20 protein-coding genes are annotated in these 23,500 nt (G+C 71.4%); 13 read left to right on the top strand and 7 right to left on the bottom strand.

Features of this window, described 5'->3' with window-relative positions; all coding sequences use genetic code 11:
- Positions 1 to 59: 59 nt before the first annotated feature.
- Entirely contained in the window at positions 60 to 818 is a 759-nt protein-coding gene (locus tag H4N64_RS40960; protein WP_186287711.1) for a TIGR03089 family protein, read from the bottom strand.
- 130 nt (positions 819 to 948) lie between these two features.
- Here H4N64_RS40960 and H4N64_RS40955 point away from each other — a divergent pair, with 130 nt between their 5' ends.
- Both H4N64_RS40955 and manB read left to right on the top strand, forming a co-directional pair.
- Complete coding sequence (locus H4N64_RS40955; protein WP_186287710.1) at positions 949 to 2,343, top strand: peptidoglycan recognition protein family protein; 1,395 nt, start codon at positions 949 to 951, stop codon at positions 2,341 to 2,343.
- Positions 2,344 to 2,517: 174 nt separating this feature from the next.
- Entirely contained in the window at positions 2,518 to 3,600 is a 1,083-nt protein-coding gene (gene manB / locus H4N64_RS40950) for a mannose-1-phosphate guanylyltransferase (RefSeq protein ID WP_186287709.1), read from the top strand.
- 171 nt (positions 3,601 to 3,771) lie between these two features.
- On the opposite strand, the gene H4N64_RS40945 is transcribed toward manB, so the two are convergent.
- From H4N64_RS40945 to H4N64_RS40930, 4 genes are read right to left on the bottom strand one after another with little or no spacing between them, the layout of a single operon-like run.
- A complete protein-coding gene (locus H4N64_RS40945) occupies positions 3,772 to 4,773 on the bottom strand; it encodes a DNA glycosylase family protein (RefSeq protein ID WP_186287708.1) in 1,002 nt (333 codons plus the stop codon).
- Positions 4,774 to 4,832: 59 nt separating this feature from the next.
- Entirely contained in the window at positions 4,833 to 6,134 is a 1,302-nt protein-coding gene (locus tag H4N64_RS40940) for a coenzyme F420-0:L-glutamate ligase (protein WP_186287707.1), read from the bottom strand.
- Positions 6,131 to 7,114 (bottom strand): 2-phospho-L-lactate transferase, encoded by a 984-nt coding sequence (gene cofD, locus H4N64_RS40935; RefSeq protein ID WP_186287706.1) that lies wholly within the window; start codon positions 7,112 to 7,114, stop codon positions 6,131 to 6,133. The genes H4N64_RS40940 and cofD overlap by 4 nt, the downstream gene beginning before the upstream one ends.
- A 42-nt stretch (positions 7,115 to 7,156) precedes the next feature.
- Positions 7,157 to 7,648 (bottom strand): cysteine dioxygenase, encoded by a 492-nt coding sequence (locus H4N64_RS40930; protein WP_186287705.1) that lies wholly within the window; start codon positions 7,646 to 7,648, stop codon positions 7,157 to 7,159.
- 658 nt (positions 7,649 to 8,306) lie between these two features.
- On the opposite strand from H4N64_RS40930, the gene H4N64_RS40925 reads away from it, so the two are divergent.
- The 3 genes from H4N64_RS40925 to H4N64_RS40915 all read left to right on the top strand — a co-directional run bounded on the left by H4N64_RS40925 (position 8,307) and on the right by H4N64_RS40915 (position 13,913).
- Positions 8,307 to 8,570 (top strand): WhiB family transcriptional regulator, encoded by a 264-nt coding sequence (locus tag H4N64_RS40925; protein ID WP_003975777.1) that lies wholly within the window; start codon positions 8,307 to 8,309, stop codon positions 8,568 to 8,570.
- A gap of 178 nt (positions 8,571 to 8,748) precedes the next feature.
- Positions 8,749 to 12,396, top strand: coding sequence for a glycosyltransferase family 2 protein (locus H4N64_RS40920; protein ID WP_186287704.1), 3,648 nt, complete (start codon positions 8,749 to 8,751; stop codon positions 12,394 to 12,396).
- Entirely contained in the window at positions 12,393 to 13,913 is a 1,521-nt protein-coding gene (locus tag H4N64_RS40915) for a DUF5719 family protein (RefSeq protein WP_186287703.1), read from the top strand. The genes H4N64_RS40920 and H4N64_RS40915 overlap by 4 nt, the downstream gene beginning before the upstream one ends.
- A 13-nt stretch (positions 13,914 to 13,926) precedes the next feature.
- On the opposite strand, the gene H4N64_RS40910 is transcribed toward H4N64_RS40915, so the two are convergent.
- The gene (locus H4N64_RS40910; RefSeq protein ID WP_186287713.1) at positions 13,927 to 14,376 is read right to left on the bottom strand and encodes a metallopeptidase family protein; all 450 of its coding nucleotides are present in this window, start codon (positions 14,374 to 14,376) and stop codon (positions 13,927 to 13,929) included.
- A gap of 295 nt (positions 14,377 to 14,671) precedes the next feature.
- Between H4N64_RS40910 and H4N64_RS40905 the strand changes: the two genes are divergently transcribed.
- From H4N64_RS40905 to H4N64_RS40875, 7 genes are all read left to right on the top strand, one after another.
- Positions 14,672 to 15,094: a DUF3499 family protein gene (locus tag H4N64_RS40905; protein WP_186287702.1), complete on the top strand. Its 423-nt coding sequence runs from the start codon at positions 14,672 to 14,674 to the stop codon at positions 15,092 to 15,094.
- A gap of 158 nt (positions 15,095 to 15,252) precedes the next feature.
- Entirely contained in the window at positions 15,253 to 16,869 is a 1,617-nt protein-coding gene (locus H4N64_RS40900) for a lactate permease LctP family transporter (protein ID WP_186287712.1), read from the top strand.
- 101 nt (positions 16,870 to 16,970) lie between these two features.
- A complete protein-coding gene (locus H4N64_RS40895; protein ID WP_186287701.1) occupies positions 16,971 to 18,335 on the top strand; it encodes a phosphomannomutase/phosphoglucomutase in 1,365 nt (454 codons plus the stop codon).
- A 148-nt stretch (positions 18,336 to 18,483) separates the two neighbouring features.
- Positions 18,484 to 18,654: a Trm112 family protein gene (locus H4N64_RS40890; protein ID WP_015659983.1), complete on the top strand. Its 171-nt coding sequence runs from the start codon at positions 18,484 to 18,486 to the stop codon at positions 18,652 to 18,654.
- 37 nt (positions 18,655 to 18,691) lie between these two features.
- Complete coding sequence (locus H4N64_RS40885; RefSeq protein ID WP_186287700.1) at positions 18,692 to 19,819, top strand: SIS domain-containing protein; 1,128 nt, start codon at positions 18,692 to 18,694, stop codon at positions 19,817 to 19,819.
- A gap of 65 nt (positions 19,820 to 19,884) precedes the next feature.
- Positions 19,885 to 21,036, top strand: coding sequence for a mannose-6-phosphate isomerase, class I (gene manA, locus H4N64_RS40880; protein ID WP_186287699.1), 1,152 nt, complete (start codon positions 19,885 to 19,887; stop codon positions 21,034 to 21,036).
- A gap of 125 nt (positions 21,037 to 21,161) precedes the next feature.
- Positions 21,162 to 22,142 (top strand): cation diffusion facilitator family transporter, encoded by a 981-nt coding sequence (locus H4N64_RS40875; protein WP_186287698.1) that lies wholly within the window; start codon positions 21,162 to 21,164, stop codon positions 22,140 to 22,142.
- A gap of 92 nt (positions 22,143 to 22,234) precedes the next feature.
- On the opposite strand, the gene lepB is transcribed toward H4N64_RS40875, so the two are convergent.
- Entirely contained in the window at positions 22,235 to 22,912 is a 678-nt protein-coding gene (gene lepB, locus H4N64_RS40870; RefSeq protein ID WP_186287697.1) for a signal peptidase I, read from the bottom strand.
- 397 nt (positions 22,913 to 23,309) lie between these two features.
- Between lepB and H4N64_RS40865 the strand changes: the two genes are divergently transcribed.
- Positions 23,310 to 23,500, top strand: a 191-nt coding sequence (locus H4N64_RS40865; protein ID WP_186287696.1) for an adenosylhomocysteinase, incomplete at its 3' end; no start/stop codon positions are given.

Here is a 23,500-nt window from a genome sequence, read left to right as displayed (position 1 = left end):
GGGGATGGGACGGGTAGGGGCGGCGGGGGCGAGGAAAACCGTGCCGCACCCCGACGGAGTCACCGCGCCACAGCAGTGACCCGCTCACTCTCGATCCGCTTGGCCAAAGCCTCCTCGCCCAACGTCGAGAGATGACGGCACAACACCACCGACCCGCCAGTGGCCAACGCGCCGTACAACCCCGCGTTCAACCCCTCCCACGTGTCGTACCCCAACCCCGACAGAATCCGAGACCCGGGCCCGGTCAACCCCAACCCCGTGGCCTCGTCCCGCGCCCGCTCCACAACCTCCGCCCCCGTGAACTCCCGCCCGGCGACAATCAACGCCGCCTCCTCGGGATCCACCGGAGAGAACGGCACAAACCGATCCCCCTGCCCCGGCACCTCCACCGCGTAATCCACAAACCCGGCCGGCAGCTGCGGAAAACGCCCACCAAGCGGCCGTAGCGCCAAGGCCACCCGCTCCCCACCACAGCCCCGCGCCACATCCAGCGTGTCCGGCCCGCTCACCACGACATCGGCCGCGGCCACATCCGCGCCGCCCACATCCGCGACGACCCCCACGGACGAACAGGCCAGCAGCCACACCGCCGTCTGCCAGTGCGCGGGCAGCAGCAGGGCCACCCGGTCCCCGGGCCCGGCACCAAGATCCCCTTGGAGAAGGTTCGCGGTCTTGGCCACCCAATTGGCGAAGGTGGCCACGGACAATTCGACACGCTCCCCGGTGGCATCGTCGTAGAAGGTCACCAGAGGACGCCCAGGATCCGCGGCAAGCGCGGAACGCAGCAGGTCGGCAGGGGTGCGATCGGTGGCATTCACCCGCGTTAGCGTACGCGTGCCCCGCCTCCCGCACCCCACACACCCACCACCGATTCGGCCGAACGCGACCCCGACGCCCCGTCAAATCCCCGATGGACAGATATGTATGACTATGTCCAACATCAGGGGCATGCGTGGATTACTTGCTTCCTCGATCGGTGTCACCTGCGCGGCCGCTCTCGTCCTGCCGCTGACCCCAACCGCCGCCGCGGCGATCACCAGACCCGCGCCGACGGCGGAAGCGGCCACGAGACCCACCGAGAGATCGACCCCGGGCCACACCGAGTCCCTCCCCCTGACAACGCTCCCCACCACAAGAGCGACCCCCAGCACCCCCACCGTCCCCGACCAAGGCGTGTCCCGCAGGGGCGTGCACCGCTTCTCCCTCGTGGGCGTCGTCTGGGACGACCCCGACACGGAACTGCACGGCTGGGTCCGGGTCCGCACCCGCGCCACGGCCACCGGCACCTGGTCCGACTGGCAGGACATCGAGACCCACAACGCCGAACACGCGGCCGACCCGGACACCGCGGAACGCACCTCGGGCCGGGTCCGCGGCTCCACCGCCCCCCTGTGGGTCGGCGACTCGGACGCCGTGGAGGTACGAGTCAGAGTGGACCAGGCCCAAGGCCCGTACGCCACCCCACTCCCGACAGGCCTGCGCCTCGAACTGGTCGACCCGGGCCGGACGGCGGAGCCGCTCCTCCCGACCACCCGCCCGGCCATCCAGGCGGTGGCGGCCCCCCACGACGCCCCCGCCAACACCATGACCGCCGAAACGGCGGCGGCCTCCGCCGCCAACACCGAACTCGCCCCGATGGGCGTGATGGAGATCCCGGCCCTCACCCCCGACCAGACGCGCCACGAACTGTTCACCCTCCGCGGCACCGAACTGACGGAGGAACAGAGGGCGAAGCCGTACATCGGCCCCCGCCCCCGCATCGTCACCCGCCGTGGCTGGGGCGCGAACGAGAGCTGGCGGGAGAAGAAATTCGTCTACACGAAGAAGGTGAAGGCGGCCTTCGTGCACCACACGGCGTCCGGCAACGGATACAAGTGCTCGCAGGCGCCCTCCGTCATTCGCGGTATCTACCGCTACCACGTGTTGAGCATGGGCTGGCGGGACATCGGCTACAACTTCATCGTCGACAAGTGCGGAAACATCTACGAGGGCCGCGCCGGTGGCGTGGCCAAGCCGGTCCTGGGTGCCCACACTCTGGGTTTCAACACGCACAGCATGGGGATCGCCCTCCTCGGCAGCCACGCCAGCAGCAAGCCGTCCGGCGCCGCCGTGAAGGCCGTGGCACGGCTCACGGCCTGGAAACTCGGTCTCTTCGGCGCCAATCCGCGCGGAAAGACATACCTGAAGTCCGGAGGTGGCAATCTCTACGCAAAAGGTAGGAACGTACGACTGAATGTAATCTCCGGCCACCGCGACGGCTTCGCCACGGAGTGCCCGGGCTTGCAGCTCTACCGCAAGCTCGGCACGACCCGGACGACGGCGGCCGAACTCCAGGGCCGCTGAGGGCCGTCGCTGACGCCGGAAGAACACATTCACCGCCATCGGGGGAAAGGCGGATCAATGACGAACGCCGCACTGCCGTCGAGGGCACCACACACGGTCTGCACACAACGGTCTGCATACACTGACCGGCCGAAAGACAGTTCGGCCGGTCCCGGCAGGAAGCGGAGACAACAGGTGACAGAAGCGATCCTCCTGGTCGGCGGCAAGGGCACACGGCTGCGTCCCCTCACCGTGCACACGCCCAAGCCCATGGTCCGGGCGGCCGGGGTCCCCTTCCTCACCCACCAGCTCGCGAGAGCGAGAGCGGCGGGCGTCGACCACATCGTCCTGGCCACGTCCTATCTGGCCGAGGTCTTCGAGCCCTACTTCGGCGACGGCGCCTCACTGGGCCTGCACATCGAGTACGTCACCGAGGAGGAGCCCCTCGGCACGGGCGGCGCCATCCGCAACGTCGCCTCGCGCCTGCACTCCGCCCCCGACGACCCGGTCCTGATCTTCAACGGCGACATCCTGACGGGCCTGGACATCAGGGCGTTGGTGGACACCCACCAGCGCACGGAGGCGGATGTCTCCCTGCATCTGACGAAGGTGACGGATCCCAGGGCGTACGGCCTGGTCCCCACGGACGAGACCGGCCGGGTGACGGCCTTCCTGGAGAAGCCGCAAACCCCCGAAGAGATCGTCACGGACCAGATCAACGCGGGCGCCTACGTCTTCCGCCGCTCGGTCATAGACACGATCCCCACAGGCCGCCCGGTATCCGTCGAACGCGAGACCTTCCCCGACCTCCTCTCCGCGGGAGCGCACCTCCAGGGCATGGTCGACTCCACGTACTGGCTGGACCTGGGCACGCCGGCGGCCTTCGTACGAGGCTCCGCGGACCTGGTCCTGGGCCGGGCCCCGTCCCCCGCGGTCCCCGGCCGCTGCGGCGACCGCCTCGTCCTCCCCACGGCCAGGGTCGCCCCGGACGCGAAACTGGCGGGCGGCACGGTGGTCGGCGAGGGAGCCTTCGTGGCGGAGGGCGCCCGAGTCTTCGGCAGCACGATCCTCCCCGGCGCGGTCATCGAACCCGGCGCGGTCATCACGGACTCCCTCATAGGCACGAAGGCCCGAGTGGGCGAACGCTCCATCCTCACCGGCACGGTGATCGGCGACGGCGCCATAATCGGCCCCGACAACGAACTGACAGACGGCGCCCGAGTCTGGTGCGACGCCCAAATCCCAGCGAGGGCACTCCGCTTCTCACCGGACCAGTAAACCGAGGGCGCTGCCAGGCGCCGCATTTCAGCCCGTCTGGGGGAGTTTGAGGACGAGGCCTCTTCAGGGCCGAAACGGGGGTCTGGGGGCGCAGCCCCCAGAGGGGGACTCCCACTGGGGGAGGGACGGGTAGGGACGGCGGGGGCGAAAACAGTCCGCCCCCGCACCACATCACAACCGCCCGATATCCCCCCGAGGCATCCGCGGCGCCCGCCGCGCCGGCACCCTCCCGCTCAGCAGAATCAACCGCGCCGCCCGATGCCGCTGCCCGGCATACGGCTCCAGCAGCGACAACATCACCGCATCATCCGCATCCCGATCCCCCGCCAGCGCGAACCCCACGATCCCCGGCAGATGCAGATCCCCCACGGTCACCGCATCCGCCGCCCCATGACTACGCTGCACCACTTCCGCGGAGGTCCAAGGCCCCACCCCCGGCACAACCTCCAACCGCGCCCGCGCATCCTCCGGCGTGAACCCCACCGCCTGCTCCAGCCGCGCAGCAACCCGCACAGCCCGCAAAATCGTCGACGCCCGCTTGTTGTCGACCCCCGCCCGATGCCACTCCCAGGACGGAATCAACGCCCACGTCCGCGCATCCGGCATCACACACATCCGCCCGGGCGCGGGCCCAGGCGCCGGCGACCCGTACTGCCGTACCAACAACCGCCACGCCCGATAAGCCTCATCGGTCGTGACCTTCTGCTCAAGAATCGACGGAATCAACGACTCCAGCACCAGCCCGGTCCGAGTCAGCCGCAACCCCGGCCGCCGATGCCGGGCAAGCGCCACCACCCGATGCCGAGGCTCGAACGCCTCAGGATCATCCGCGGCCCCGAGCAACTCCGGCACCTGCTCCAGCAGCCACTCGGCCCCCGGCCCCCACGCCTCCGCCCGAACCGCCGCCCCCTGCATGGCGATCCGCAAGGTTCCGGGCCCAAGGGGAGTACGACTGGCCCGCCACACCGATCCGTCCGGCATCGCCCGGAACGTGGGATCCCCAGGCCCGCGTCGCAACGGCCCGAGAACAAGCCCCAGATCGAGCGGCCCCTGAGGCACATACGTCCGCACCCGCCCCGCCACGGGCGCCTGCCGAGGCACCCCGGCAGGCACACCGACATGCCCCCCGCGCACGGTCGTACGCGTGGGCCGAGGAGCGAAACGTCCAGCCACGAATGAGGTCCTGGGGAGAGAAGGGAAGCCCTACGAGGGTAGGCCGAAGCCGCCGTACGTCATCGCACCTCGATGAAAGTCCCCGCGTCCCGCTCGGGCCGAGGCCGAGGCTCCTCCGCGGGATGCCCGACGGCCACGGCTCCCATGGGGTCCCACTCCTCAGGCAGCCCCAGCACGTCCCGCACGACCTCGCGGCAGAACATCGTCGAGGAGACCCATGCCGACCCGAGCCGCTCCCCGGCCAGCGCCACAAGGAAGTTCTGCACTCCGGCACCGGCGGCCACCACGAACATCTCCCGCTCGGCGGCGTCCCGGCGCGGATCGCCGTACGTGTGCGATCCGTCCATGACGAGACACGGCACCACCAGATACGGGGCGTTGCGCAGGACGTTCCCCCGCCGCACCCGCTTGGCTATTGACTCCTCGCTCTTGCCGTCCCGCCGCAGATCCGCGATCCACGCGTCCCGCATCGCGTCGAGCAGCCGGATCCGCGACTCCTCGGACTCCAGCAGCACGAACCGCCACGGCGTCGTGTGATGCGGCGCCGGCGCCGTCACGGCCGCGGCGACCGCCCGCCGTACCGCCCCGGGGTCGACGGGCTCGTCGGTGAAGTCCCGGACCGTACGGCGCTGGGTGACCGCGAGACGCACCGCCTCCGAGGTCCCCAGCCGGAACATGTCGTCGCGCCCGCCGCGCACCATGGCCCGCGCCCCCTCGCCGTCGTCCTCGGCCACCACATGCGGCAGCCCTCGCACCACGGCGACGGGCAGCCCGGCGGCCTTGCCCTTCACCAGGTCACCCGCCGCGGCCAGCTCGTCCGCGGTCGCGACGACGGTCGCGCTGAGCGGATTGCCGTACGCGTCCGTGCCTCCGCGCAAGTCGTCGAGCACCCGCACTCCGGCGGCGCCGATCGCCACGTCCGTGAGCCCGGAGCGCCAGGGTCGCCCGAAGGTGTCGGTGACGATCACGCCGACATCGACGCCGAGGGCGTCGCGCAGCCCGTCCCGTATCGCGCGCGCGGACGCGTCCGGGTCCTCGGGCAGCAACAGCACCGTCCCGGAAGGGGTGTTGGAGGCGTCGACGCCGGCCGCGGCCATGACCAGGCCCTGCCGGTTCTCGACGATCCGCAGGGTGCCGCGCCGGGCCACGACGCGCACGGTCTCGGCGTCGATCGCGGCCTCCCGGTCGGCCGCCCGCACGACCCGGCCCTCCGCCTTGGACACGATCTTGGAGGTGACGAGCAGCACGTCACCGTCGGCCAGCTCAGGCTCCGCGGCCGCGATCAGCTTGGCGAGGTCGTCGCCCGCCGAGACCTCGGGGATCCGGGGCACGGCCCAGACCCGGTAGGACACCTCGCTCAAGCCCCCCGCACCTCCTCGGCCAGCACCAGCGCCTCACGGGCCATCCGCGCGGTCGCGTCGAGGTCGGTCATCATCAGCGGTACGGCCCGGCAGCGGATGCCGGCCGCCTCGATCCGCTCCACGGAGCCGGCGTCCACGGTGTCCACGAGCCAGCCGTCGAGCAGCCCCGAGCCGTAGTGCTCGGCGACCGCCGCGGCCGTCGACTCCACGCCGACCGCCGCGAGCACCTTGTCGGCCATCCCGCGCACGGGCGCGTCCCCGACGATGGGGGACAGGCCCACCACCGGCACCCCGGCGTCGGCGATGGCCTCGCGGATGCCGGGTACGGCGAGGATCGTGCCGACGGAGACCACGGGGTTGGACGGCGGGAACAGGACGACGTCCGCCTCGGCGATGGCTTCGAGGACGCCCGGCGCGGGCTTCGCCTGCTCGGCGCCGACGGGCACGACCGCCTCGGCGGGGACGGAGGCCCGCAGCCGTACCCAGTACTCCTGGAAGTGGATCGCCTTGCGCTCGCCGGACCCCGCGGCGGAGCCGCTATTGGGCACAGTGACGGCGACATGGGTCTCCACGCGGTCGTCGGTCATCGGGATGAGCCGCACCCCGGGCTTCCACCGGTCGCACAGCGCCTCGGTGACCGCGCTCAGCGGATATCCGGCGCCGATCATCTGGGTCCGGACGATGTGCGTGGCGAAGTCCCGGTCGCCGAGCCCGAACCACTCGGGCCCCACGCCGTACGCCGCGAGCTCCTCCTTGAGATGGAAGGTCTCGTCGGCCCGCCCCCAGCCCTGCTCCTCGTTGATGCCGCCGCCGAGGGTGTACATCACCGTGTCGAGGTCCGGGCAGACCTTCAGTCCGAAGAGGTGGATGTCGTCGCCGGTGTTGCCGATCACGGTGATGTCCGCGTCCGGCGCGGCCTGCTTCAGACCGCGCAGGAACCGGGCACCGCCGATGCCGCCTGCCAGAACCACAATGCGCATGGAAGCAAGCATGGCAGGCGGGTCCGACAACGCGTCAGTCGGTCACGAGACCCGGGCGGCCTCCGCCGCGCACCGGGTGTGCATCGGCATCTCGGTCAGGCCCGGGTAGTAGACGTGCAGGCTGACCGCGGGCTCCAGCGCGTCATTGACCACCTCGTGCACATAGCCCGGCGCGAACACCCGCTGCGCGCCCGGCGCCAACGCGCGCGTGCCGCGATCCGTGCGCTCGGTCAGAGTGCCCTCCAGGACGGTCAGTACGCCGGAGGAGGGGCCGTGGTCGTGCAGACCGCTGCCCTGTCCGGGCACCCAGGACAGCAACCAGACCTCGTAGCCGGGCCCGGTACGCAGCCGGTGGTACCACCGGGAGGTGGCGTCGTACTGGACGAGGTGCTCCCACCGGGACCGGTCGGCGGCGATGGAGCGGGCCAGGCCGACGAACTCGGCGACGGTGGCCGGGTGCTCACGCGGAGGCTGGAGGAGGTGCGGGACTTCGAGGATGTCGCCGGCGATCTGGAGGTCGCTGTCGCTGTTCATGGGGTGGGGTGGTTCCTCAGTGAAAGAAGGTCAGAGGGGAACGAGAAACCGAGTCGCAGGGGACGGGACCCGGCCTGCAGCTGGAGCGGGGGTGGCTCAACAGCTGGGACAGCAACAACAGCTACAGCGAGCGTGGGCAGCACCGAGGGACCCGGCGGTGCGGGTCGAGGTGAGCGCCAAGTTCGCGAGCATGCCCTCAAGGACAGCGGTTCACACCTTCACTGTCAACTTGACGCCCGGTATGTGGGACATGTTTCACCTCATCCGGTTCATCTGGCTGGCGAAAGGTTTGTTCAGGGGACACCTGGGACACATGGCGCTCAACCGGGCGCACAAGCCTCGTTGCCGTCCCGTGATCCGACTGTGATCCGGTTCGCTTCGACGCGCGCGTCGGAACGAGATCGAACTCTTGGGCGTCCTTTTCCGTATCAGGCCCTGACGAGCCGGAGGCCCTCCCGGGTCTCGTCTGCGTGTCAAGGTTTATGCCGATTTGAACACTTTCTGCTAGGCCTTGGTTCCGCAGAGTGAATAAGGGGCCCAATAGCAGATCTCGGCTTGACTCGCCCGGAGCAGCACACTTGTAATTTCACTCGTGTCGTTCAGCCGAAATCGGTAACGGCTACATCACGGGGACGCGAAAGACAGACGAGGGGCGCACATGACCGAGCTGGTGCAGCAACTGCTGGTCGACGACGCGGACGAGGAACTCGGCTGGCAGGAGCGCGCGCTGTGCGCCCAGACCGACCCCGAGTCCTTCTTCCCCGAGAAGGGCGGCTCCACCCGCGAGGCCAAGAAGGTCTGCCTCGCCTGTGAGGTCCGCTCCGAGTGCCTCGAATACGCCCTCGCCAACGACGAACGCTTCGGCATCTGGGGCGGCCTGTCCGAACGGGAACGCCGCCGGCTGAAGAAGGCCGCCGTCTGACGAAACGGCTCACATCCGCACGTATACGTCACGTACGGCCCGTCGCAGGTGGGTTATCCACAGGCGGCGGGCCGCTGTCATGCCCAGCCGATAGTGTGGTCGCTCGTCCGAGACGCCCCGCTGTCCCCTCGGGGCACAGGCGTCCACCGCAGTCCACCGAACCGGGGCCCGTACCTCGATGTCCGTGCACAGCCACACGGCGGCGCATCAAGAAGCGTCCGCCACACCAGAGTTCCCGCGTCATGTGGTGACCGCGGTCCTCGTCTCCCATGACGGCGCCCGCTGGCTCCCTGACGCGCTCGCCGGGCTGCTCGGCCAGGAGCGCCCGGTGCAGTCCGCCATGGCCGCCGACACCGGCAGCGCCGACGCCTCCGCCCAGCTGGTCACCGACGCCCTCGGCCCCGACCGCGTCCTGCACCTCGCCCGGCGCACCGGCTTCGGCCAGGCCGTCGAGGAGGCCGCCCGCACCGCGCCGGTCCTCACCCCCGACGAGCTGCCGTACCTGAAGCGGCCGAGCGGCTGGGACCCGGTCACGCGCACGTGGCGCGACGACGCCTACGACATGCCGGAACTCCCGCACGGCGAGCCGGTCCAGTGGCTGTGGCTGCTGCACGACGACTGCGCCCCCGAACCCGACGCCCTGGCCCAGCTGCTGAGAGTCGTGGAGAACGAGCTGGAGCTCGGCCGCGACGACGTCGCCGTCGTCGGACCCAAGCTGCGCGGCTGGTACGACAAGCGGCAGCTGCTGGAGGTCGGCGTCTCCATCGCCCACTCCGGCCGCCGCTGGACCGGCCTGGACCGCCGCGAACAGGACCAGGGCCAGCACGACCACGTCCGGTCCGTGCTCTCCGTGTCCACCGCCGGCATGCTGATCCGCCGCGACGTCTTCGAACAGCTCGGCGGCTTCGACCGCCGACTGCCCCTGATGCGTGACGACGTCGACCTGTGCTGGCGCGCCCAGGCGGCCGGCCACCGCGTCCTCGTCGCCCCCGAGGCGGTCGTACGACATGCCGAGGCGGCCTCCCGCGAGCGCCGCGCCGTCGACTGCGCGGGCCGCACCACGGCCTCCCCGCACAAGGTCGACAAGGCCGGCGCCGTCTACACCCTCCTCGTCAACACCCGCTCGGCCACACTGCTCTGGGTGCTGCTGCGCCTGGTTCTCGGCACCCTGCTGCGGACCGTCGCCTATCTCGTCGGCAAGGTGCCCGGACAGGCCGTGGACGAGATCCGCGGTCTGCTGGGCGTGCTGCTGCGACCCGAGCGGATCATCGCCGGGCGGCGCAGCCGGGGCCGCCCGGTCGTCGACAAGGGCGAGCTTCGGCCGCTGTTCCCGCCGCCCGGGGCGACCGTGCGGGCCACCGTGGAGCAGGCCGCGGGCGAGTTCTTCGGCAGCTCCGACCCCGAGGCCACCTCCGGCGCCGGACGGCACGGCGGCGGCATCGAGTCCGGACCCGGCGGCGACGACGCGGACTTCCTGGAGATCGAGCAGTTCGGCCGCCTCAAGCGCATCGCCCGCAAGCCGGGCCCGGTGCTCTTCCTGGTGCTGCTGCTCGTCTCGCTGGCCGCCTGCCGCGCACTGCTCGGCAGCGGCGCTCTCGCGGGCGGCGCCCTGCTGCCCGCCCCGGCCGACTCCGCGGAACTGTGGTCGCACTACCTCGACTCCTGGCACCCGGTCGGCGCCGGCGGCACCGCGTCCGCGCCCCCGTACCTGGCGATCGTGGCGATGCTGGCCTCCGTGCTGTTCGGCTCCACCGGACTCGCGGTGACCGTCCTGCTCGTCTGCTCGGTGCCGCTGGCCGGGCTCACCGCCTACTTCGCCTCCCGCCCGCTCGTCGAGTCGCGCCTGCTGCGCGCGTGGGCGGCCGTCGTCTACGCCTTCCTGCCCGCCGCGACCGGCGCCCTCGCCGGAGGCCGGATCGGCACCGCCGTCCTGGCCGTCCTGCTGCCGCTCATCGCCCGCGCGGGCGTCGCCGCCAGCGGCCTCGCGAACACCTCCGGCACGCGCGGCAGTTGGCGCGCCACCTGGGCGTACGCCCTGCTGCTGACGATCACCACAGCCTTCACGCCGATCGTGTGGCCGATCGCGCTGCTGCTCGGCGTGGCCCTGCTGGCCGTGCGCCGCACCGACATCACCGCCTACGGCCCGCGCTTCCTGGCCCAGCTCGGCACCCCCCTGCTGGTCCTCGCACCCTGGTCGCTGACCCTGCTCCCGTTCGGCTTCTTCGACGAGGCCGGTCTGGAGTACGGCTCCTCGGCCGCCTCCGCCCTCGACCTGCTCGGCGCCAGCCCCGGCGGGCCCGGCACGGTCAGCGGGCTGATGCTGATCGGCGTCGTGCTGGTCGCGCTGGCCGCCCTGCTGCGCTCGCAGCGTCAGCTCGGAATCTGGACGGCCTGGGCGGTGGCCCTGGTGGGCCTGGTCTTCGCGGTCCTGTCCAACGACTCCGCCTGGGCCGGCCCCGCCACCCTCGTCTACGGCATCGCCCTGCTGGCCGCCGCCGTGCTCGGCGCCGACGGGGCACGCGCACGCGTGGCCGAGCAGAGCTTCGGCTGGCGCCAGCCGGTGGCCGCGCTGATTGCCCTCGCGGCCGCCGTGGGGCCGCTGCTCGTCGCCGTCGGCTGGATGATCGGCGGCGCCGACGGACCGGTGGAGCGGCGCGACCCGGTACAGGTGCCCGCGTTCGTCGCCGAGGAGAGCGGCAACCGCGACCAGACCCGCACCCTCGTCCTCGACAGCGACTCCGCGGCCCACGTGGGCTACATGCTGGTCCGTGGCTCCGGTGCCCGTCTCGGCGACGGCGAACTCGCCGCGTCCGACGGCGAGAACAGCGGCCTCGACAAGATCGTCGCCAACCTCGTCGCCGGCTCCGGCGCCGACCAGGCCGACCAGCTCGGCAAGTTCGCCGTGGCCTATGTCCTCGTCCACCAGGGCGCGCCGCGCGAGGTCACGCGCGTGCTGGACGCCACGCCCGGTCTGAGCCGGCTCAGCGAGCAGAACGGCAGCGCGCTGTGGCGGGTCGACCAGGACGTCGCCCGCGCCACGATCGTCACCGACTCCGGCAAGCCGCAGCCGGTCGCCGCAGGGCCCGTCGAGATCCACACCACGATCCCGGAGGGCTCCGACGGCCGCACCCTGCGACTGGCCGACACAGCCGACGCGGGCTGGACGGCCACCCTGGACGGCAAGCCGCTGACCCGCACCACGGTCGACGGCTGGGCGCAGGGCTTCGAACTGCCCGCCTCCGGCGGCAAGCTGGACGTCACCTTCGAGGACCCGATAGGCCACACCGCCTGGCTGTGGGTCCAGGGCTTCCTCGCCGTCGTCCTCGTCGTCCTCGCCCTGCCCGGCCGCCGCCGCGACGTCGACGACGACCTCCCCGAGGAGCAGGCCATCCCGGCGCAGGCCGCATCCGGCGAGGGCCGCCGCGCCCGCCGACTGCGCGCCCAGGCGGAGGCCGAGGAACAGGGCCGCCCCAACGAGTTCCCGTCTCCTCCCCAGGAGGCGCCCCCCGTCCCGGTCCCGCAGCAGCAGCCCTACGGCGAGTACGACACCCCGAACTACGCGGGCGCCCCCGAGTACGGCGGCTACGGCGAGCAGTACCAGAACGGCCAGGCGTACCCGCAGGGCGGCTACGACCAGGCCTACCAGGCGGATCCGTACCAGGCCGGCCAGTACGACCCGTACGGCTACGGCGGACAGCCTCAGCAGGGCACGTACGACCAGAGCGCGTACGACCAGACGTACCAGCAGGGTTACGACACCGGCTACGACCCGGCGCAGCAGCCCCCGCAGCACGGAGTCGAGCGTCCCGACGGGAGCCAGCAGTGAACCGCACGACCCTCTCCCTGCTCGCCGGTGTGACCGCGCTCGCCGCCGTCACCGGGTACGCCGCCCTGAGCGCCCCGGAGGCGTCCGGCAAGGACAGTGCCCAGGCGGCGGCCGTGCTGCCCGTGGAGCGCACGAGCCTGCTCTGCCCGTCGCCCAGTACCTCCGACCTCGCGGAGACGGCGTACACCTCCTTCACGCCCGTCACGAAGGGCACCGGCAGCGACGGCAAGGCCGAACTCAGCGCCGCGGCCGGGCAGTCGCCGGAGAAGAGCGACGAGAAGACGGACGAGAAGACGGACGAGAAGACGGACGAGAAGACGGACGAGAAGCCGGTCCTGGAGCCCAAGGAGCCGGGCAAGCCGGTCACCGGGGACGCCTCCGGGGCCGACTCGCCCGCGCTCGTCGGCACCGCCGACGGGAAGTTCGCGCCCGGCTGGACCGTCCAGCAGACCACGGAGGTCACCGCCGGCACCGGACGCGGTCTCCAGGGCGTCAACTGCACCGCGCCGGACACGGAGTTCTGGTTCCCGGGCGCCGGCACGGCGACCGACCGCACGGACTATGTGCACCTGACCAACCCGGACGACTCCGCGGCCGTGGTCGACATCGAGCTGTACGGCAAAGACGGCTCCCTGGAGACCACCATCCCGGACGGCATCACGGTCCAGCCGCACTCCACCGAGCCGGTCCTGCTGTCCACGCTCATCGACGAGAAGCAGACCAACCTCACCGTGCACGTCAGCGTCCGCAGCGGGCGCGTCGGCGCGGCGGTGCAGGCCCTGGACGACAAGCTCGGCGGCGACTGGCTGGCCGCCTCCACGGACCCCACGGGCAGCCTGGTCCTGCCCGGCATACCCAAGGACGCCACGGCGGTACGCCTGATCGCCTTCACCCCCGGCGGCTCCGACGCCGACCTGAAGCTCCAGCTGGCCTCCCCGTCCGGCCTGATCACCCCGGCGGGCAACGAGACCCTGCACGTGAAATCGGGCATGACGTCCGCGGTCGACCTCGGTGACATCACGCGCGGCGAGGCGGGCTCGGTGGTCCTGACCCCCACGGACCGCTCGGTCCCGGTGGTGGCGGCGCTCCGGGTGATCCGCGGCAAGGGCGCCGACCAGGAGACGGCGTTCATCCCGGCCACCAGGCCGGTGGGCACGCGCGCGACCTCGGCGGAGAACACGGCAAAGGGCACGACTCTGTCCCTGACAGCTCCGGCCAGCACGGCGAAGGTGAAGGTCACGGCCTCGGCGGGTACCGAAGGCGGCACGGAGGCCTCACAGACGTACACGATCAAGAAGGGCACGACACAGAACATCGACCTCCCGACCCCGAGCGGCCTGAAGGGCACATACGCGGTGACGGTGGAAACGATCTCGGGCGGCCCGGTCTACGGCTCCCGCACCCTGACCTCCTCCCAGGGAGAGGTCCCAGCCTTCACGATCCAGACCCTCCCGGACGACCGGGGGATGGTGGAGGTACCGGAGGCGGAGCAGGATCTGTCGGTCCTGCAGAAGTAGGCCGAGCCCCGGCTCAGTCCTCCCCGTACCGAGGATCCACCGTCTCGGGAGTGAGCCCCAACAGCTCGGCCACCTGCTCGACGACCACCTCGTGCACCAGTGCGGCCCGCTCGTCCCGTCCCTTGGTGCGGATCTCCACGGGCCGCCGATAGATGACCACCCGCGCCGGCCGCCCCTCGCGCGCCGTGATGGACCCGCCCAGCGGCACGGCCTCGTCGTTCCAGGCCTGCCCGGCGCCGTTCAGGGGCGGCACTTCGAGGACCAGGAAGTCGATGTCGGCCAGCTGCGGCCACCGTCGCTCAAGGCGCTCCACGGAGTCCTGCACAAGGTCGGCGAACGCTTCGGCACGGCTCGCCGCCAGCGGCACCTGCGGCGGCGCGATCGGCCCACGCATGCCCCGGCCATGGCGATCACGACGGCGGGGCCCGGGGCCGGCGGCACGGGGCGGTACGGGGTTGTCCATCACTGGTGAAGCGTAGTCCTCGCCGTGACCGCGCGCCCCGCCCCACACGGCACCAGGCCCGCCGTCCACCCGCCCCGCACCCCATGTCGCCGGATGACCATTCCAGCCAAGGTTGGGCTCGATTCCGTATCTCTCCCAGACCGACGATCTCAAGGCAATTGATGTGGTTTGTACCGAGTGTTGACCGGATCCCCTCCTGTCCGACCGGTCGAAATTCGACGTTCTCGCAGGTCAGAGAGGTGCGTCAGATGGGGTGTGTGGGGCGTTTCACAGCGCGACACGGTGGAGTGACCTGGTGGAGAGTCGTCGCGGCCCGCTCAAGAGTGCGGTACCGTCCAACGTCGTGAGCCCTGTACGTCGCTGTTCGCGCACCGCTTGCGGCCGTCCCGCCGTCGCGACGCTGACGTACGTCTACGCCGACTCGACCGCGGTCCTCGGCCCGCTCGCGACCTACGCCGAACCCCACTGCTACGACCTGTGCGCCGAGCACTCCGAGCGCCTGACCGCCCCGCGCGGGTGGGAGGTCGTACGACTCCTCGACGGCTCCGCTCCGGCCCGCCCCAGCGGCGACGACCTGGAAGCGCTTGCCAACGCCGTCCGCGAGGCGGCCCGTCCGCAGGAGCGTGCTGCGGGGGCCGGTGGCGGGGCGCGCGCGGCGGACCCGATGGAGGTCGCGCGCCGCGGCCACCTCAGGGTGCTGCGTTCCCCGGACAACTGACGCCGAGTCACCCTTTCCGGCAGTTCTTTGAGTGCGCGTTCCATTGAATGACGCACGACCATTGACGTGGCCTTGTCGCGGACACGACCATCCGTCTCAGCCCGAAGTGAGAAATCGCTTTCCGTATGACGGAATCCGTGGCTCCCGGGGAGGCGCCCGTGTACGTCCAGGAACTGGAACCCGTCGCCGGCTCGCTCGGTCTGTCCGCCCTCGTGGCGAGCCTGCCCCTTGTGATCGTCCTCGTGCTGCTCGGCGGCGTCCGTATGAAGGCCCATCTGGCGGGCCTGACGGGCCTGCTGGCGGCCGCGCTGGTCGCCTGGCTCGCCTACGGCATGCCACTCGACCAGACGCTCTCCAGCGCCGCCCAGGGAGCCGTGTTCGGGCTCTTCCCCATCCTGTGGATCGTCGTCAACGCCCTGTGGGTGTACCGGATGACGGTCCGCACCCGGCACTTCGACATCCTGCGCCGCTCGTTCGGGCGGCTGTCCGACGACCCCCGTATCCAGGCCCTGGTCGTCGCCTTCTGTTTCGGCGCCCTGCTGGAGGCGCTCGCCGGATTCGGCGCACCCGTCGCGATCTGCTCGGTCATGCTCGTGGCGCTGGGCTTCGATCCGGTGCGCGCGGCGGTGGTCGCGCTGGTCGCCAACACCGCGCCGGTCGCCTTCGGTGCGATGGGCACCCCCGTCGTGACGCTCGCTCAAGTCACCGGTCTGCCGCTGGACGACGTCGCCTCCGTGGTGGGCCGTCAGACGCCGCTGCTCGCCCTGGTGGTGCCGCTCGTGCTGGTCTGGCTGGTCGACGGGCGGCGCGGACTGCGCGAGACCTGGGCGCCCGCCCTGGTGTGCGGAGCCGCCTTCGCCGTCGCCCAGTTCGCCGCCTCGAACTACGTCTCCGCCCAACTCGCCGACATCGGCGCCGCCTTGGCCGGCGCGGGCGCCCTGGTCGCCGTACCGCAGGCGCGCAGGCCCGCCGAAGAGCCGGTGCGGGCAGCCGTGCTGACCGGTGTGCGCAGCGAGGAGCTCGACGAGGCCGACCCGCGCGCGGAGGTCGTACGGGCCTACTCGCCGTACGCGCTGATCGTCGCGATCTTCTCCGTGGCGCAGATCCCTGCGGTCAAGGACTGGCTGGCCGAGGCGACGCAGACGTACGACTGGCCCTTCCTGGACGTCGTCGACGCGGACGGGGAGGCGGTCGGCGGGAATGTGTTCACCTGGCCGATCGTGTCGACCGGCGGCACGCTCGTGCTGCTCGCGGGGGTGTGCACGGCGGTCGTTCTCGGCGTGCACGCGCGCGTGGCGGTCAAGGAGTGGGCGGCGACCGTGTACGAACTGCGGTTCGCCATCCTGACGGTGACGAGTGTGCTGGCGCTCGCCTACGTCATGAACCTCTCCGGACAGGCCGCGACCATCGGTCACTTCGTCGCGGCGGCCGGGGCGGGGCTGGCCTTCCTGTCGCCCGTGCTGGGCTGGTTCGGCGTTGCCGTCTCCGGGTCCGACACCTCGGCCAACGCGCTCTTCGGCGCCCTCCAGGTCACCGCCGCCCGCGAGTCGGGCCTGTCGCCCGAGCTGCTGGCCGCCGCGAACAGTTCCGGCGGTGTCCTCGGCAAGATGATCTCGCCGCAGAACCTGACCATCGCGTGTGCGGCCGTGGGCCTGTCCGGCCGGGAGGGCGATCTGCTGCGCAAGGTACTGCCGTGGAGCATTGCCCTGTTGATGGTGATGTGTCTGATTGTGGTCGGTCAGAGCTCGCCGGTCCTGGAATGGATGCTGCCCTGACCTGAGGTTACGGCTGAGGGTCCACTCAGGGATCGCACAGCGCGGTGTCGGTCCGTACGGGTACTTTGTGCAGACCGATGGGACTTTCAGGAAGGTTGGCCGTGGCTGCTGATCTGTCACAGCTCGTGAAGGCGTACGACGTGCGCGGAGTCGTGCCCGACCAGTGGGACGAGTCGCTCGCCGAGCTGTTCGGGGCGGCCTTCGCCCGGGTGACCGGCGCGGACGCGATCGTGACCGGGCACGACATGCGACCCTCGTCCCCCGGACTTGCGGCGGCCTTCGCGCGCGGGGCGGCCGCGCAGGGCGTCGACGTCACCGAGATCGGCCTGTGCTCGACGGACCAGCTCTACTACGCCTCCGGTGCGCTGGACCTTCCGGGCGCGATGTTCACGGCCTCGCACAACCCGGCCCAGTACAACGGCATCAAGATGTGCCGCGCGGGCGCTGCCCCTGTCGGCCAGGACACGGGCCTGACCGAGATCCGCGAACTGGTCGAGCGGTGGAGCGAGTCGGGCGCCCCGGAACCGGCGGCGACGACGGGAACGATCACGCGTAGGGACACGTTGGAGGATTACGCGGCCCACCTCCGCTCGCTCGTGGACCTGACCTCCATCCGCCCCCTGAAGGTCGTGGTCGACGCGGGCAACGGCATGGGCGGCCACACCGTGCCCACCGTCTTCGCGGGCCTCCCGCTGGACCTCGTGCCGATGTACTTCGAGCTGGACGGCACCTTCCCCAACCACGAGGCGAACCCGCTCGACCCGGCGAACCTCGTCGACCTCCAAAAGCGCGTCCGCGAGGAGTCCGCCGACCTCGGCATCGCCTTCGACGGCGACGCCGACCGCTGCTTCGTCGTCGACGCGCAGGGCGACCCGGTCTCCCCGTCCGCCATCACGGCCCTGGTCGCCTCGCGCGAACTGGCCCGCAACGGCGGCAAGGGCACGATCATCCACAACCTGATCACGTCATGGTCCGTCCCCGAGGTGGTGAAGGAGAACGGCGGCACACCGGTCCGCACGCGCGTGGGCCACTCCTTCATCAAGGCCGAGATGGCGAAGTCCGGCGCGATCTTCGGCGGCGAGCACTCCGCGCACTACTACTTCGCCGACTTCTGGAACGCGGACACGGGCATGCTGGCCGCGCTGCACGTCCTAGCGGCGCTGGGCGGCCAGGAGGGCCCGCTCTCGGCGCTGGTCGCCCAGTACGACCGTTACGTGGGCTCGGGCGAGATCAACTCCACGGTCGCCGACCAGGCCGACCGCCTCCTGGCGATCCGCGAGGCGTACGGCACCCGCGAGGACGTCACCCTGGACGACCTCGACGGCCTCACCGTCTCGTCCGCCGACTGGTGGTTCAACGTCCGCCCCTCCAACACGGAACCGCTGCTGCGGCTGAACGCGGAGGCACGGGACGAGGAGACGATGACGAAGGTGCGGGACGAGGTGCTGGGGATCATCCGGGCCTGACGGGTACGGCCGGGGTGGGCGCAGCCACGACCTCCTGGCGGGGGCGGACCAACACAACGCCGACCCCCTCCACCCCCCAAGCCACCCACCCCGGCGGTAACCTGACCAGGCACATCCGCGACACCCACCCGCCCCCGAAGGGACCCCCATGCCGCTCGAAGCCGGTCTCCTGGAGATCCTCGCCTGCCCGGCCTGCCACGCTCCCCTCAAGGAGCAGGAGGCGGAGCTGATCTGCACAGGCCAGGACTGCGGCCTGGCGTACCCCGTCCGCGACGGCATCCCGGTCCTCCTCGTCGACGAGGCCCGCCGCCCCGCGTAACCCCGCCAACCCCCCCGGCGATCGGAGGCTGCCGACCGTGCTCGACGAATCGCTGCTCGACACCCCCGGGGCCCTCTCGGATGCCGACCGCCGCGGCCTGCTCCGCGGCGCCGCCGAGGCCGGCGCCCGAGTCCGCACGGCCGCCCGGCACGCGGCAGAGGCGGGCGTGCAGGAGCTCAAACCCGACGGCCGCCCTCGCGCGGTCCTCATCGCGGGCCCCGGCGCCGCCGCCACCTGCGTCGCCGACCTCCTCGGCACGCTCGCCGGCGCCGGCAGCCCGGTCACCCGGCTGGCCCCCGCGGGCGTCGCCCCCGCCGCCGGCGCCCTGCGCTGGGAGCTCCCCGGCTGGGCCGGCTCCGTGGACCTGCTTCTGATCGCCACCCCGGACGGCACCGAACCGGGCCTGTCCCTGCTGGCGGAGCAGGCCTACCGCCGCGGCTGCACCGTCGTGGCCGTGGCCCCTCCCCGCACCCCGCTCGCCGAGGCCCTCGACGCCTCCCACGGCCTGTTCGTGCCGATGGCGACCGCGCCGTACGAGCAGGACACCCCCCTCGCCGCGTCCGCCCCCGGCGTGCTGTGGGCGCTGCTCACCCCGCTGCTCGCGCTGCTGGACCGCATCGGCCTGTTGGCCGCCCCGGCCGACGCCCTGGAGAAGGTCGCCGACCGTCTCGACCACATCGCCGAGAGCTGCGGGCCCGCCATCGCGACGTACAGCAACCCCGCCAAGACCCTGGCCGCGGAGCTCGCCGACGCCCTCCCGGTGATCTGGACCGAGGGCACCTCGGCCGGTCCCGCGGGCCGCCGCTTCGCCGCCGCCCTCGCCGAACTCGCGGGACACCCCGGCGTCGTCGCCGAGCTCCCCGAGGCGCTCGCCGCGCACAGCGCCCTGCTCGCGGGACCGCTGGCCGCCAGCGCCGACCCGGACGACTTCTTCCGTGACCGCGTGGAGGAGGCCCCCGCGTTGCACGCGCGCGTGGTGCTGCTGCGGGACCGTCCCGGCGGCAGCCTCAGCGCCGCTCCCGCCGCCCGTGAGCTGGCCCTCAGCCACGACACGCCGATCAGCGAACTGGAACCTGAGGCCGGGGGCGAACTGGAGACCCTCGCGGAGTTGATCGCCATCACGGATTTCGCCGCCGTTTACCTGGCGCTCGCTTCGGGCGCCTGATCTGACCAGGACGCCCTGACCGTCGTACGCGGAGCGAAACCCGCGTCGTACGCAGAGAGAACCGCATGGACCGCCTCGACAACACCATCCGCCCCTATGCCTGGGGTTCCACCACCGCGATCCCCCAGCTGCTCGGGGTCGAACCGACCGGCGAACCGCAGGCGGAGATGTGGATGGGCGCCCACCCGGGCGCTCCCTCGCGCACCGGCCGGGGCACGCTGGTCGACGTCATCGACGCGGACCCGGAGAAGGAACTCGGGCACGCGTGCGTGGCCAAGTTCGGCCCGCGGCTGCCCTTCCTGCTGAAGATCCTCGCGGCCGGCGCCCCGCTCTCCCTCCAGGTCCACCCCGACCTGGCGCAGGCGAAGGAGGGCTATGCCGGCGAAGAGCGCCGGCACATCCCCATCGACGCCGGTCACCGCAACTACAAGGACGCCAACCACAAGCCCGAACTGATCTGCGCCCTCACCGAGTTCGACGGCCTGTGCGGCTTCCGCGACCCGGTCCAGGCCGCCGATCTGCTCGACGGCCTCGGCGTCGACTCGCTCAAGCCGTACGTCGATCTGCTGCACGCCCACCCCGAGGACGCGGCCCTGCGCGAGGTGCTCACCGCGATCCTCACCGCCGACCCGGACGAGATGACCCGCACGGTCACCGAGGCCGCGGCTGCCTGCGCCCGCCTCGACGGCGCGTACACGCCGTACGCCGATCTCGCCCACCACTACCCGGGCGACCCCGGCGTCATCGCCGCCATGCTGCTCAACCACGTCCGGCTCCAGCCCGGCGAGGCCCTGTTCCTCGGCGCCGGCATCCCGCACGCCTACCTCAGCGGCCTCGGTGTCGAGATCATGGCCAACTCCGACAACGTCCTGCGCTGCGGACTGACCCCCAAGCACGTGGACGTCCCCGAACTCCTGCGCATCGTCCACTTCGAGGCCGCCGACCCGGGTGTCCTGCGCCCGGAGGCGTCCCCGGACGGCGAGGAGGTCTACGAGACGCCGATCGACGAGTTCCGGCTGTCCCGGTACGTGCTGCCCGAGGGCACCGTCACCCACGACCTCACCCGCGCCACCGCGCAGATCCTCCTGTGCACAGCGGGTTCCGTCCGGGCGGGGGAGCACGAGCTGAGCCCAGGTCAGTCGGTCTTCGTTCCGGCGGGCGAGAGGGCCGAGGTGACCGGTACGGGCACGGTCTTCCGCGCCACTGTGATCGTATGACCGGCGTTGTGGATGCCTGACGCGCCGCCCCCGGGCAAGGCTGCAACAATGGCCCACCGGCAAAGGACGGGCAAAGCCACAAGGGGCCGTGCCCGGGACGGCGTACGAAGGGACAACGCGAGCACATGAGCGCGTCAGGCGGTACCAAGGCGATCGTGGCGGCACTCGCCGCCAACCTCGCGATCGCGGCATCGAAGTTCGTGGCGTTCCTGTTCAGCGGCTCGTCCTCGATGCTCGCCGAGTCGGTGCACTCGCTGGCCGACTCCGGCAACCAGGCCCTGCTGCTCGTCGGCGGCAAGAAGGCCCAGCGCGAGGCGACCCCGCAACACCCCTTCGGCTACGGCCGCGAGCGGTACATCTACGCCTTCCTCGTCTCGATCATCCTCTTCTCCGTCGGCGGCATGTTCGCCCTCTACGAGGGCTACGAGAAGATCAAGCACCCGCACGAGATCGAGCACTGGTACTGGCCGGTGGGCGTCCTGGTCTTCGCGATCATCGCCGAGACCTTCTCCTTCCGGACGGCCATCAAGGAATCCAACGTCCTGCGGGGCAAGAAGTCCTGGACCGAGTTCGTCCGCCACGCCAAGGCGCCCGAGCTGCCCGTCGTCCTGCTGGAAGACCTCGGCGCGCTGGTCGGTCTGGTCCTGGCCCTCGGTGGTGTGAGCCTCGCCCTCGCCACCGGCGACGGCGTCTGGGACGGCATCGGCACCCTCTGCATCGGTGTGCTGCTCATCCTGATCGCGATCGTCCTGGCCATCGAGACCAAGTCGCTGCTGCTCGGCGAGGCCGCGGGCGTCGAGGAGGTCAAGAAGATCGAGGCGGCGGTCGTCGACGGCGACACCGTCACCGGCATCATCCACATGCGCACGCTGCACCTCGGCCCCGAGGAGCTGCTCGTCGCCGCCAAGATCGCCGTCCCGCACGACGACACGGCCACCGAGATCGCCACGGCCATCGACGCCGCCGAGGCCCGCATCCGCGCGGCGGTCCCGATCGCCCGCGTCATCTACCTGGAGCCGGACATCTACAGCGATGCCGAGGCGGCCCGCGGCGCCGACCGCGAGGCCACGCCCGGCGGCCCGGCCCCGGAGAGCGCCGGTCACTGACGACCCGTCATGACGAAGGGGTCCGCCGAGTGGTTCGGCGGACCCCTTCGTCGTAGGACGTGGGCGTCACAGAGTCTTCGTACGACTTGGCGTCACAGATGCTCGGGCCACAACACCGTCTGCACCGCAGGCCGCCGCCGCATGACCCGGGTCCCGATCGCGAGAGCGAGCCCGAGCAGCGCGACCACCAGCCCGATCAACGCGGCGGCCCCGAGCAGCAGCGGCCCCGCATGACTGTCGATCACCCGACCCTGAACGGCGTCAACGGGAACCGTTCCGCCGTGGTCGTCGGGGAAAGCCCGCGAGTCTCGCGAGTTCTGCCGGTGGTCACCGAGCAGGAAGATCCGTCCCTCGGGCACGGTCACGTCGTACGACCGGTGCAGCCCGTCCCCGACACCGTCCTTCACATACGACTCGCGCAACGGCCTGCCATTGACGGTGATCGCCTCCTGAGGCGTGTCCTGGTCCGTGCAGCACACCACGCGATCACCACCGACGCCGATGACGCGCTGCATGGAGTTGACGCCGGAGCCGTAACGCTCCGGCGCCGAGAACAGCACCACATCGCCCGGCTTCACCTCGTCCCCGCCGACGCGCTCGGCGACGATCCGGTCGCCGACGGCGTACGTCGGCGTCATGCTCTCGCTGTTCACCCTGGACAGCACATACCCCGTCCGCAGCCACACCAGCGACCCGACCACCAGCGCCAGCCCCAGCAGCCCCACCACCCACGCCGTCACCATGAGTCTGCGCGCCGTGCTCGCCTCCATCGCCACTCCCTCCCCACGCGGAACTCCCGCGGCGGCAGAGCGTATCGACCGCGGCTCTTCAGACCTCCCCGCGTCCTGCGTAGGTGTCCTGTTGTCGCTCCTGCGGGCCCACGCCCACCCCGTCCACCGGACCCCCACAGCGGCCCGCGATGGCGCGATGTGTACGGAGGCGGACTAGGGCGGCCGGGTCGACCGGTGTAGCTTGGGACGGAGCCAGACGTCGCTGCTGATGGCGGTCGGGCGGTCCCGACACGGACCGACCGAGGGAGAGAGGGCCTCCGACGGACTGCGCTGCGCGCACGCGGGCATGCCTGTGTCCTCTTCGGGCACCCCTGTGTCCGCCGCCGCGCAGACCAGCCCTACCCACCTCGACCCACACCCCGAGGAGCAGCTCGCAATGACGACTGTCGAGAACCGACAGGACTTCAAGGTCGCCGACCTCTCCCTGGCCGAGTTCGGCCGCAAGGAGATCACCCTCGCCGAGCACGAGATGCCCGGCCTGATGGCGATCCGCAAGGAGTACGCCGAGGCCCAGCCCCTCGCCGGCGCCCGCGTCACCGGCTCCCTGCACATGGACCCCAGACTGAT

It is taken from the genome of Streptomyces cupreus (assembly GCF_014257025.1).
Taxonomy (GTDB): Bacteria; Actinomycetota; Actinomycetes; order Streptomycetales; family Streptomycetaceae; genus Streptomyces; species Streptomyces cupreus.
The sequence above is the reverse complement of the archived record's forward strand: the minus strand, read 5'-3'. Positions and strand labels throughout refer to the sequence as shown.